Raw genomic sequence first — 12,091 nt, 5'->3', positions numbered from 1 at the left:
TAGCATTTTTTATTTCGTTGTCAATATTTGCTATACTGGAAAGAAATGATGAATATTTAAAAAGTAAGTGACTGGAGAACACATGTCATATTTAGCAATTGTTGATTTAGGTAGCAACTCTTTGCGAGTTGTTGTTGAAGAGATACATGATGATGGCACTCATGATGAAATTATGCGTGAAAAGCAGGATACTAGAATTGCACAAGGCATGGGCGAGGAATTATTGCTAAAAGAAGAACCAATTATGCGCACTATTCGTGCCCTAAAAGCGTTCCAAAAGCTTTATGCACATTATCAGCCGCTTACTGTTAAGGCAATTACGACTGCTGCTGTGCGTATGGCGCACAATCAGGCGATGTTTTTATCACGTGTAGCACAAGAAACCGGTATTATGTTTGAAGTACTAACTGGTGATCAAGAAGCTTACTATGATTATCTTGGTGTTGTGACAACATTAGATGTCCAAAATGCGACAATTTTAGACACCGGAGGGGCTTCTGTGGAATTAATTCCAGTTGCAGGTGGTCGTCATTTAGCGACCGTTAGCTTGCCATTTGGTGCAGTGAGCCTATCCGAGCGTTTTCATCTGGAAAATCAAGCGCAGTTGAATGATATATCTGCTGCCTGTGGTTATATTTTGTCACAATATGCTACATTACCATGGCTAGCGCATCAAAAAGGATTACCGGTAATTTTATTAGGTGGTGCTAATCGGTCATTAGCCAGAATGTCACGGCAACAATTTGGTGAGGAAAATATTGAACAAATTCATGGTTATGAATTACCATTTGAAACAGTAGAATTGATTTTTGATGCGCTATGCCAGTTATCACGATATGAACGTGAGAATATTGTTGGTTTAGAGAAATCACGCGCGGATATTATTGTTAGTGGCCTTTTACCATTAGTCAACTTAATGCGGACATTACAATCACCTAAAGTTATTTTTTCAGAAAGTGGGGTTAGAGAGGGCATTATTGCTGAATTACTCTCTTATCGACATGAGTGAATTAAAATTTTACGAGTTAACGCCTAATCAACGATTAGAAACTTTGAACTTACCCGAAAATGTCATGATGGCACTTAAAAATGCACAAGATTTAGTTTCTGGACAAATTATTGAGAATTATGTGTCAAATTTTACGGTACCGATGGGCATCTTAAAGCACCTATTATTAGATGGTACGGCTTATAACATACCAATGGCTACAGAGGAACCAAGCGTTATCGCTGCAGCCAATCATGGTGCTAAAATGCTAAATGCTGGCGGTGGTGTTCATACTGAATTATTAACTGACAATACCATGATTGGTCAAATTTTAATACATCAGATTACTGATTACACAGCACTGCAAGTATTCTTAACGGCACATCGAGATGAAATATTTGCCAAAGCACAGGCAACACATCCTAGTATTGTGGCGCGTGGCGGTGGTTTGAAAAACATTGAATTACGCATGGTTACTGACAATATGGCAAGCATTGATTGTTTTATTGATACATGTGATGCGATGGGTGCTAATATTGTGAATACCATATTAGCCGGTATTATACCGATTTTTGATATATTTCATACGCAAATTTTAGCTGGTATTTTAAGTAATTACGCAACACAACAACTGGTATCAGCAACCGTCTGCTTACCTTTTTCAGCTGTTGGTGGTCAAGATATCGCTGAGCGTATTGTCGCTATTAATCACTTTGGGCATCACGATGTGTATCGTGCAACAACTGAAAACAAAGGACTATTTAATGGCGCCAGTGCCGTGACATTAGCAAATGGTAATGACTGGCGTGCACTAGAAGCAGCAGGTCATGCCTATGCAGCCAAAACAGGCGGGTATACGGCATTAGCGACTTGGTCAATTGAACAGCAACAGCTTAAAGGAACATTGACTTTACCTGTATCAGTTGGCACTGTAGGTGGTGCGATTTCGGCATTGCCTCAGGCACAAAATGCTTTACGCATTATTGGTGAGCGCGTGAGTGCAAATCAATTACGACGCATGATTGTGGCAACTGGCCTGGCACAGAATTTGGCGGCATTGCGTGCCATTGTTTCAGATGGTATTCAAAAAGGCCATATGCGTATGCAATACCGTGCTTTAGCGCTTCAAATTGGTGCCACACCAGATGAGGTGCCGCAGCTTACTGAAAAATTAACCCAATTGTCGCGCGTTGATACAACTATTGCAACGCAATATTTAAATGAATTGAGAGAGAAATCATGACACCCAATATTCAAAAATTATTAGATACTGTTAATGAAATTTATCCTGGAACGGTTATGGTGAGGGATAGTGCACCAGCATCTGGTCGATTATTAGTAGATCAGATTCATCAATCGGTGCTTGGTGAACGTTTATTAATTGAATTAGAAGATAGTACAGCCGCTGATTTTCAAATTGGTAATGAACTCTTGCAAATGTTGCTCACTTTAAATAACATTATGCCGCAAGTCTTTTTTGCATTATCATTTGATGATGAAGGGCTCGATGATCAATTGATCCAAATTGCGACTCGTTTGCATCATGTCGTATTGCATGCCATTACTTACCAAGAGTTGGCTAAAAAAGGTATTTTAACACGTGAAACAGCTACGGCTTATTTAGCTGGTATTCAAGATAGTCTGACGCCAGAGAATGGTGAATTAGACGATGAAAGTTTGTGGCGACTATTAACATTGCTTGATGCTTTGGTCTTTGCCCAATTCGTACCAGAAAAGTATTTTCTAACAACGCTACAAACAACATATCCAATTGCTTATACGGCAGCTAAGCAGTTAGTAGAACCCATCTTACAGGCAGATGTAACCTCTTCGCGCCAATTACGACGCCAAGTAGTGCAACTCTTTACTCACGTGGACGAAGTGTTGGCAAAGTGGGGAAAGCCAACAATTAATGCCAATGAGTTTGTGACGGTAACAAGTGTGTTGTCAAAGCGCCAGCTCAACCAAGAAGTGAGACAAGTTTTTGATATTTTTCATTCAGAAATGTTGGATTTTCAAACTAAGAAGACAGCATATGTTGGCCTTAATAAGACAGATCGACAGAACAGTTTTGTTCTAACATTTTCTGATGATGAGAGCCAAAAACCCGCTTTCTTTAAGGAAATTTATGCAATGACCGTTGAGGCATTATTTAAAAACTAGCCCTACCTTATATTGAGCGTTGACCATATATCATATGAAAGAAGCATATAAAATTGTTAGTAACACCAGAGATTCAACAAACTTTTAATCAGTCTAAGCGCATTGTGTTTATGACTGGCGCGGGCGTGTCTACAGCATCAGGTATACCAGATTATCGTTCAAAAAATGGTATTTATAATGGTATTAGCTTGCGACCGGAATACCTTTTGAGTGCAACAGCTTTTGCACGTGAACCAGAAAAGCAGTACCAATTTATGATTGATAATATGTACTTTCCACACGCGCAGCCTAATATCATTCATCAAAAAATGGCAACCTTTGCACAACAAGGGCGCGCTAGGATTGTGACACAAAATGTCGATGATTTACATGTTCAAGCAAACACGCCACAACAACATTTGGTTCGGTTTCACGGATCGTTGTACGATGTGTATGCACCAAAAGATCAAAAACGTACGCCATGGCAAAATTATATGCAATCCATGTATCGACAAGATGGTGCTCTGTTGCGACCCGCGATTACTTTTTACGAAGAGGTCCCCTTTGATGTTGAACAAAGTGTACGCTGGGTTTCAGAGGCTGATTTAATTGTGGTAGTGGGAACAAGTTTTCAAGTATATCCTTTTGCTGGCTTACTACAATATGCACAAAAAGACAGGCCAATTATTGCTATTAATTTAGAATATATTCATACACCATTCCCAGTTCAACAAGTTATTGGGGATGCTGTTGAATTTTTTGAAGAAATTCATGTGTAAAAGCATGAATTTTTTTCATATTGTAGTAAAGTTAGTATAGAAAGTGAGGGGACGTTATGAATGAACATACAACGCAACATCCTAGCATGAAACAAACACCTTATCTTATCGGTATTTCACTCAATATTTTATTTGTTTTGGGCGAGCTAGTATTCGCTAATATTGCCCATTCTACAGCGCTGTTTGCGGACGCCTTTCATAACTTAAGTGATGTGTTGGCGCTTGTGATTGCTTGGCTAGCAGTTGTTGTTTTTGGTTTAGAAGCAACGAAGCAACATACCTATGGTTGGCACAATGTGTCAATTTTAGCGAGTTTGTTTAATACAATTTTACTGTTATTTGCTGTGATTACGATTTTTATGAAGGTATTCGTGACCTACTCATGCCGACTGGTGCGCATACTTCCGGTTGGTTGGTCACTATTGTGGCAACAGTTGGTATTATTATTAACTTTTCTACCGCAATGTTATTTAAAGCATCCGGTGCACCTGATGAGCATGGCCACCATCATGGTCAAGATCTCAATGCCAAAACAGCTTATATTCATTTGTTATCTGATGCGGGTGTTTCAGTAGGTGTGATTATCGCTGGTGCCTTGATTCAAATCACGGGTTGGCAATCCATCGATGCCATTGTGTCAATGATTATTGGTGTGATTATTTTGGTCACGTCATGGTCTGTATTCAAGTCAACCTTTAATCTAGCACTTAATGGTGTGCCGGATAATGTTGATTTAGATGCAGTTAAACATTATTTAACTACGCATTCAGGTGTGACACACATTCATGATTTACATATTTGGCCACTTTCAACGACAGAAGCAGCACTAACTGTTCATCTGTCAGTGTCAAATGAGAAATTATCTCAGCAAATTTTAGAAGAAATTTCTCAAGAATTACGTCATACTTACCACATTAGTCATGTCACAATTCAAATTGAAACGAACAAATTTGACCAAAATTGTAATCAAATTTAAGCAATGTTTAAAAAATAGTTGGAATAACTAAAAAAATTATGATGTCATTAAAATGAAATATTTTAATGAAATCGTTTACAAAAACGTTTAAACCGCTATCATTTTGTCATTATTGAAAAAAGATCATCCTTTAAAAATGAATTTTTTATTTTGCATCTTGACGTTGAACAATTTACGAGTAACATAAATATAGAACTGGGGCAACAAATAGCCAAGTTAGGTAAAATTCATAAGCTTGCAACAACCAAGTTGCATGAAATTCTTTATGAATCTTATTTAGCACCTGCCTTTAACCAACGGAAGTGTTTAACCAAATTAGACATAATAGGGTAACTATGGTCTTTTTTGCGTTTGAAAAGTGACAATTTACTGATATTGCCCTCCTTTTAACTGCCTGATTTTTGACAGATGAATCTAGCTTTGTTTAATGATGTCCTGAGAGTAATCAAAGGAGAGATAGAATGGAAAATTCTACGACGAGTCCAAAGCATAAATTATTTCAAAATGCTTCGGATGATTTGAGTTTGGGTGATGTAAACAGCTCGATTGAACCACCTAAGAACGGTTCTTTTTTCAGAAGTTAATGGCCTTTTCAGGACCAGGAGCTTTAGTTGCTGTGGGTTATATGGATCCAGGTAACTGGGTAACATCTGTAGGTGGTGGTGCGCGTTACCACTACGTCCTATTGTCAGTTGTTTTGGTTTCATCATTGATCGCTATGATGTTGCAATACATGGCTGGTAAGTTAGGAATTGTTAAGCAAGAAGATTTAGCGCAAGCAACACGAAATCGTACTAACAAAGCCGGTGGTATCATACTTTGGTTAATGACTGAAGCTGCCTTGATGGCAACCGATATCGCTGAAGTTATTGGTGGTGCCATTGCCTTACATTTGTTGTTTGGTTGGTCAATGCTTGTATCTGTGTTAACAACAGCATTTGATGTTATCTTATTGTTATTGTTGATGCACTTTGGTTTCCGTAAGATTGAAGCAATCGTTATTACATTGATTGTGACAATTATGGTAATCTTCCTATACTTGGTTATTCTATCAAATCCAAGTATTTCAGGAATTCTTGGTGGGTACGTACCACAAGCTGCTGCGTTGAATCAACATGCAGCTCCTGGTGTTGATTCACAGTTGACAATGACGTTGGGTATCATTGGTGCGACAGTTATGCCGCACAACTTGTACCTACATTCATCTGTTTCTCAAACACGTAAGGTTGATCGTAACAATAAGCAAGAACTTAAAGAAGCTGTTCGTTTCATGACTTGGGATTCAAATATCCAATTGACTTTTGCCTTTATCATTAACTCAATGTTGTTGATTTTGGGTGCTGCTTTGTTCTTCGGACATGCAGATAGCGTTGGAACATTTGGTGATATGTACCGTGCCTTGGGTAACAACACTGTTGCTGGTGCAGTTGCATCTCCAATCTTGTCAACATTGTTTGCTGTTGCTTTGCTTGCTTCTGGTCAAAACTCAACAATCACTGGAACATTAACTGGTGAAGTTGTTATGGCTGGTTTCTTACACATGAAGGTGCCTTTGTGGCTACGTCGTGTCATCACACGTGGTTTGGCATTGATTCCTGTTGTTGCTGCAACAATTATCTATGGTGGTTCAGAAATTGAATTGGATAAGTTACTGGTTAATTCTCAGGTATTCTTGTCTATTGCATTGCCATTCGCGATGGCACCGTTAATTCACTTCACTTCATCAAAGAAGATTATGGGTGAAGATTTCGTTAACCCAATGTGGTTGACAATACTAGGTTGGATTGCTTTCGTTGTTTTGACAATTTTGAACATTCAACTAGTTATTGGTATGTTTGCATAATTTTACTGTTAGAGGAGAGATGAGATGACGAATTTGAATTTAGATATCGAACCAACACAGTTCAAAAACATCTTAGTAGGTGTCGATGAATCTGAGCAAGGGTATACTGCTTTAGCGCATGCCATTCATCAAGCAAGTGAAGATGATGCTAAGTTATCAATCGTTTCTGTATTAGAAATGGGTGATCTCTCAACAATTGATGCACTTCGTCTTGAATCAGTTGTTGCTAAGCGTAATGAAATTCAAGCTAACCTTGAAAAGTATAAGGCTTATGCAATTGCAAAGGGTGCTGACAATGTCGAAACTTACTTTGCAGATGGTGCCAAAGCTGGTGAAATCATCGTTAAAGAAATCGCACCTAAGATTGGTGCTGACTTAATTATCGTTGGTGCTCATTCTAAGAAGGGTTTCTGGGGAACATTGGGATCACAAGCAGCTTATGTTGCGCGTAACGCAGCCGTCTCATCTATGATTGCACGTCACCAAACACAAGCTTAATAATAGTAGTAAAAATCACTAGTGGACAATCACTGGTGATTTTTATTTGCCTATCAGTAAATGAACGCAATAAAAAAGCACTTCGGATAAAGTGCTTTTTTATGTGCTATTAGATTTCTTCATTTTTGAAGAAAGGAATTTTTTGTTTGAGGCAATTAGCAACGATTGGATAACACCATGCAGTTAGAATAACCCATGCATAGGCTAATAATGCACCAGATAGTATATCTGAGAAGTAATGCGCCTTTAAATAAATTCTAGACATCAATGTCAATGCACCAAATGTCCAAAGGATCCAAGTCAGCCACATTCTAGTTCGTGAACTGTTAATATTCGGAATCACTAGAATCAACAGAATCATGATAATCATTGTGATACCTAAGGAATGACCACTCGGAAATGAAAATCCACTATCTGTTAACAAATGGCCACTTGGTCGTGCTCTAGCAAATAAATGCTTTAAGATATAACCAACAACGTCACCGCTAAGAACTGTTGCGATAACCCACATTGCTGGTATTTTTAAGCGTGCAATTACCAAAATCACTGATAAGACAACCGCGTATATAATGTCAATAGTTGGTTCACCAAGGAATGTACTAATTGACATTATTACATCTCCTAAAGGTGTTTGAACCTTATCAAAGAAATTGTAGATAGCCTCATCCACTTTAATAGGAAAGAAAAAGTTGATTTTAACTAATAATCCTAATAGAAGCATGACGATAAAGGCAATTATTGCACGACGTATCTGTTTCTTCTCGACGGAAATAATCATGAGGTACTCCAAAATATTAAATTTTACACTACCCCTAGTATAAATAAGTCCGGCGATTGAAACAAGGTAAAATTATAAATTAGTGTAAAGATTAATCAGTACAAATGATTTAGGCTTTAGGCAATAGTTGGTTAACTGGCGGATTAAATTCGCGCATTGCTTCTGCAAGATGAACGAAATGTGTAACGAGTCGATGATTTGGCGCTTGCAAACCATTCTTCTCTGCCAAATCTGCAATCCAACCATTAATGTAATCGACTTCTGTGGGCCGTCCTTTGACAAAATCTTGATACATTGAAGGGAAGTGCAAAGGATTGGCCACATTAGAAACATAATCCACTTGTTTGACCATATCATCTCGACTTTCGATTAGGGTGATGCCTGCTGCTTCGGCTGCATCGTACGCTTCATTGATTAATGGACGAGCAACACCTTCTAAGAAAGTATCATATGCCATGAGTTCACCCATACGTGATTGGAACATTGTGGCTATAGAGTTTTCAACCGCATTGAAAAATACTTTAGTCAGTAAAGTACCCATAAAATTATTGGTGATACTAGGGTTGAGATGTGCTGCTTGAAAATCTTGTTCAAGCGCACGAATGGTTTCAGAATCCTGTTGCGTTAAATTAGCATAGACGGAGGAGCCTGCACCTTCTTTTCCCATGAAGTCAACATCACCATAATCATTTAACACAGTGGCAATCATCGCTGTACCACCAATGATTTTGTCTTGGTCAAAGTATTTTTCTAATTTTTCAATATGTCCCATGCCATTCATAGCACCAAGTGCCGTTTGATGGGATTTGAACTTAGATGATAAGCGGTCTAAGGCATCTTGTAATTGCATTTGCTTCATAAAGAAGATCCAAACATCTGGATCACCGTTGTACGCTTCAGGTGAGAAAATATTAATATCGATAAGATGCCGGTCTTCATGATCGCGTGATTTCCAAACTTTATTCCCTTGTGCCTGAATCGCATCGAGACTTGCCTGAATAGGCTCAATAAAATCAACGGGGACACCGGCATTTTCCTGTAGCAAAATACCATATCGTAATCCCATTGCACCAGCACCAACTATTGCGTATTTCATAAACGTCACCTCCGTATAATGATATTATTCTAATGTTTATCACATTTTTTGTCAATTTATTTTCATAAAAATAGATTATTTATCTGATAGAATGTCATTAGAGGTAAAGACATGTCTGAAAAGGAAATTTATTTAACCGGAGATCGTCCAACCGGGAAATTACATATTGGACATTATATTGGATCATTGAAAAATCGTGTTGCGATGCAAAATACAGGTGACTTTGATCCATTTATTATGATTGCGGATACGCAAGCGTTCACAGATAATGCACGCAACCCTGAAAAAATTCGGCGTTCATTAACTGAAGTTGCATTGGATTATCTTTCTGTGGGGATTGATCCAACCAAGTCGACTATTTTTGTACAATCTCAAATTCAAGGCTTACCAGAATTAACAACTTATTTCATGAATTTAGTTAGTGTTGCGCGTTTGCAACGTAACCCAACAGTTAAAGCTGAAATTCAACAAAACGGATTTGGTGAAGGTATTCCAGCAGGATTCTTAACTTATCCTATATCTCAAGCGGCTGATATTACAATTTTTAAAGCTAAAAAAGTACCAGTTGGAGATGATCAAGAGCCGATGATTGAACAAGCGCGCGAACTCGTGCGTGCATTTAACAATGCGTATGCAACCGACATTCTAGTTGAGCCAAAGGGGATTTTTCCACCTAAAGGACAAGGACGTTTACCAGGAATTGATGGTAATGCAAAAATGTCTAAGTCACTGAATAACGGCATTTATTTGGCTGATGATGCAGAAACGCTTGCTAAAAAAGTAAAGGCTATGTATACAGATCCACAACATATTCGTGTTGAGGATCCCGGACATGTTGAAGGTAATGTTGTCTTTACTTATTTGGACATTTTTGATCCAGATAAGCAACGTGTTCAAGAATTAAAAGATCATTATACAGCTGGTGGATTAGGTGATATGAAATTAAAAAGCATTTGATTGATGTAATGGATGCTGAATTGACACCAATTCGTCAACGTCGAGAAGCTTTTGCACAAGATATTCCAGCTGTCTTGAAGATGCTCCAAGAAGGTTCAGAGCGAGCTAACATTGTTGCGGAAGCAACAATGAAAGAAGTACGCGAGGCTATGGGCATTAATTATTTTGATGCAATGAATTGATCAAAGCACCTTTTGGTGCTTTTTATTTTATTTATAAAGTGAAAAAGGTAACTTGTTACTTTTTAATAGTGTAAAAATAATCAGTGAATAGTTTACTTTTTAAGGAAAAGTCGTTATAATTTAATTGTAAATAAATTCACATATAAGATAAGAGGAAAGAAACATGAAAGCAGCAGTTGTTCGTGAAACACCAGATGGTTATGTTGATTTGATTGATGATTGGCAACCACGCCAATTATCATTTGGCGAAGCGTTAGTTGACGTTGAATATTGTGGTCTTTGTCATACTGACTTGCACGTTGCCGGCGGTGACTTTGGTAACCCCAACGAACTTGGTCAACGTAATGGTAAGTTCCGTCGCGTTATCGGTCATGAAGGTGTTGGTCGTGTTGCCAAGCTTGGTGAAGGTGCTTCAGATTATTTGAAAGTTGGCGACCGTGTTTCTATTGCATGGTTTTATGACGCCTGTGGTGGTTGCGAGTTCTGTATTACAGGTAACGAAACATTCTGTCGTAATGTTCGTAACTCAGGTTATACAGTTGACGGTGCAATGGCACAACAAGTGGTTGTAAATGCTAAGTACGCTGTTAAGGTTCCAGAAGGTTTGGATCCAATGGAAGCATCATCAATTACTTGTGCTGGTGTGACAATGTATAAGTCACTTAAGGTTGGGGAGACTAAGCCAGGACAGTGGGTATCTGTTCATGGTGCTGGTGGTCTTGGTAACTTGGCTGTTCAGTATGCACATAGTGTATTTGGTGCTCATGTTGCCGTTGTTGATGGGAACCCTGATAAGTTAGAGGCAGCACATCAAAATGGTGCGGAAGTATTGATTAACCGTAAGCAACCAGGTATCAATGTTGCACAAGAAATCCAAAAAGCAACAGGTGGCGTTCATAATGCCCAAGTGACTGCTGTTAATGATGCAGCATTCTCACAAGCTGTTAATGCATTACGTCCAATGGGAAAGTTAGTTGCCGTTGCTTTGCCACAAGGTGATATGTCATTGAACATTGCTAAGACAGTTTTGGACGGTATCGAGGTTCGTGGTTCATTAGTTGGTACACGTCAAGATCTATCAGAGGCTTTCCAGTTTGGTGCTGAAGGTAAGGTTAAGCCAATTGTTGAACGCGTTGATTTCCGTGATATCAATGATGTTGTTGATGAAATGAAGAAGGGTAAGATTACTGGACGTAAGGTATTTGACTTTACATCACTATAATTTAAAAATGTTATGTCTAGGCTGTGGTTAGATCACAGCCTTTTTATTTTAATATGTTAAACTTGAGTAAATGATTCTAGTTGGGAGACAAAGTAAATGTATTACACACAACAATTGTTTCAAGGACAGCGAGAGCGTATTTTACGCGTCGTAGATTTAGATGATGACTCACAACAAACGAAGGGGTTCATTCATATTTTTGATGAACAACGACCCTTTAACTTTGATTACGCTAAAGAAATGACGCAGGGGACGTTAACGCCAGAGCAGTTTAACCCTGACGATGAATCGGACAATACGTTTAGTATTAACTTTATGCCTTTAATTGCAGAAGACGATGAGATTCCAGATGGCCTATTAGAAGAGTGGGCAGCACTTGTCGGGCGCGAATATGCATTAATACCACAGGTTCATTTGAATATGTTTCAACAAGGATTAAAGCCAGAAATCGAAGCCATTGAAAAAGAAAGCTATGAAGAACGATTGATGACGCTCATTACACGTGTGTTAGGTTCTTCAATTATTGGTTTTGATCAACGTGAAGTGACTCTATTTCCAAGTCATTTAGTGCAAGAAAAAGCACAACAAAATGATAATGGTGGGACACAAATTATATTACCCGATTAATCA

General features: G+C 38.4%; 8 protein-coding genes and 4 pseudogenes. 10 read left to right on the top strand and 2 right to left on the bottom strand.

The features are described from left to right. Positions 1-82: 82 nt before the first annotated feature. From LEUFL_RS0102530 to LEUFL_RS0102495, 7 genes and pseudogenes are all read left to right on the top strand, one after another. Positions 83-1,009 carry a Ppx/GppA phosphatase family protein gene (locus LEUFL_RS0102530; RefSeq protein ID WP_010007254.1) on the top strand — a complete coding sequence of 309 codons (927 nt, stop codon included), beginning with the start codon at positions 83-85 and terminating at the stop codon, positions 1,007-1,009. Then, a complete protein-coding gene (locus LEUFL_RS0102525; protein WP_010007253.1) occupies positions 1,002-2,231 on the top strand; it encodes a hydroxymethylglutaryl-CoA reductase, degradative in 1,230 nt (409 codons plus the stop codon). Before LEUFL_RS0102530 ends, LEUFL_RS0102525 begins: the two co-directional genes overlap by 8 nt. Next, positions 2,228-3,174, top strand: a pseudogene (locus LEUFL_RS11095) (nitrate ABC transporter ATPase). Before LEUFL_RS0102525 ends, LEUFL_RS11095 begins: the two are co-directional and overlap by 4 nt. Positions 3,175-3,204: 30 nt before the next feature. Further along, positions 3,205-3,909, top strand: coding sequence for an NAD-dependent protein deacylase (locus LEUFL_RS0102515; RefSeq protein WP_010007250.1), 705 nt, complete (start codon positions 3,205-3,207; stop codon positions 3,907-3,909). A 56-nt stretch (positions 3,910-3,965) separates the two neighbouring features. Continuing rightward, positions 3,966-4,885 (top strand): annotated as a pseudogene (locus tag LEUFL_RS11090) (cation diffusion facilitator family transporter). Positions 4,886-5,346: 461 nt separating this feature from the next. Next, a pseudogene (locus LEUFL_RS11085) lies at positions 5,347-6,728 on the top strand (Nramp family divalent metal transporter). 24 nt (positions 6,729-6,752) lie between these two features. After that, positions 6,753-7,226, top strand: coding sequence for a universal stress protein (locus LEUFL_RS0102495; protein WP_010007244.1), 474 nt, complete (start codon positions 6,753-6,755; stop codon positions 7,224-7,226). 109 nt (positions 7,227-7,335) lie between these two features. On the opposite strand, the gene LEUFL_RS0102490 is transcribed toward LEUFL_RS0102495, so the two are convergent. Further along, a complete protein-coding gene (locus LEUFL_RS0102490) occupies positions 7,336-8,004 on the bottom strand; it encodes a phosphatase PAP2 family protein (RefSeq protein ID WP_010007243.1) in 669 nt (222 codons plus the stop codon). A 109-nt stretch (positions 8,005-8,113) separates the two neighbouring features. Then, entirely contained in the window at positions 8,114-9,100 is a 987-nt protein-coding gene (locus LEUFL_RS0102485; RefSeq protein ID WP_010007242.1) for a ketopantoate reductase family protein, read from the bottom strand. 111 nt (positions 9,101-9,211) lie between these two features. On the opposite strand from LEUFL_RS0102485, the pseudogene trpS reads away from it, so the two are divergent. The 3 genes and pseudogenes from trpS (at position 9,212) to LEUFL_RS0102470 (ending at position 12,088) form a co-directional block, all read left to right on the top strand. Beyond that, positions 9,212-10,239 (top strand): annotated as a pseudogene (trpS, locus tag LEUFL_RS11080) (tryptophan--tRNA ligase). A gap of 163 nt (positions 10,240-10,402) precedes the next feature. After that, positions 10,403-11,461 carry an alcohol dehydrogenase AdhP gene (gene adhP, locus LEUFL_RS0102475; protein WP_010007240.1) on the top strand — a complete coding sequence of 353 codons (1,059 nt, stop codon included), beginning with the start codon at positions 10,403-10,405 and terminating at the stop codon, positions 11,459-11,461. 96 nt (positions 11,462-11,557) lie between these two features. Then, positions 11,558-12,088, top strand: coding sequence for a hypothetical protein (locus LEUFL_RS0102470; protein WP_010007238.1), 531 nt, complete (start codon positions 11,558-11,560; stop codon positions 12,086-12,088). Positions 12,089-12,091: the final 3 nt, after the last annotated feature.

Source organism: Leuconostoc fallax KCTC 3537 (genome assembly GCF_000165675.1).
Taxonomy (GTDB): domain Bacteria; phylum Bacillota; class Bacilli; order Lactobacillales; family Lactobacillaceae; genus Leuconostoc_B; species Leuconostoc_B fallax.
The sequence above is the reverse complement of the archived record's forward strand: the minus strand, read 5'-3'. Positions and strand labels throughout refer to the sequence as shown.

What these genes read in the sequence shown, in the direction of transcription:
- LEUFL_RS0102530 (WP_010007254.1), top strand. Translation starts at nt 83, where the DNA reads ATGTCATATTTAGCAATTGTTGATTTAGGTAGCAACTCTTTGCGAGTT.
- LEUFL_RS0102485 (WP_010007242.1), bottom strand. Translation starts at nt 9,100, where the DNA reads ATGAAATACGCAATAGTTGGTGCTGGTGCAATGGGATTACGATATGGT.
- LEUFL_RS0102525 (WP_010007253.1), top strand. Translation starts at nt 1,002, where the DNA reads ATGAGTGAATTAAAATTTTACGAGTTAACGCCTAATCAACGATTAGAA.
- LEUFL_RS0102490 (WP_010007243.1), bottom strand. Translation starts at nt 8,004, where the DNA reads ATGATTATTTCCGTCGAGAAGAAACAGATACGTCGTGCAATAATTGCC.
- LEUFL_RS0102470 (WP_010007238.1), top strand. Translation starts at nt 11,558, where the DNA reads ATGTATTACACACAACAATTGTTTCAAGGACAGCGAGAGCGTATTTTA.
- adhP (WP_010007240.1), top strand. Translation starts at nt 10,403, where the DNA reads ATGAAAGCAGCAGTTGTTCGTGAAACACCAGATGGTTATGTTGATTTG.
- LEUFL_RS0102495 (WP_010007244.1), top strand. Translation starts at nt 6,753, where the DNA reads ATGACGAATTTGAATTTAGATATCGAACCAACACAGTTCAAAAACATC.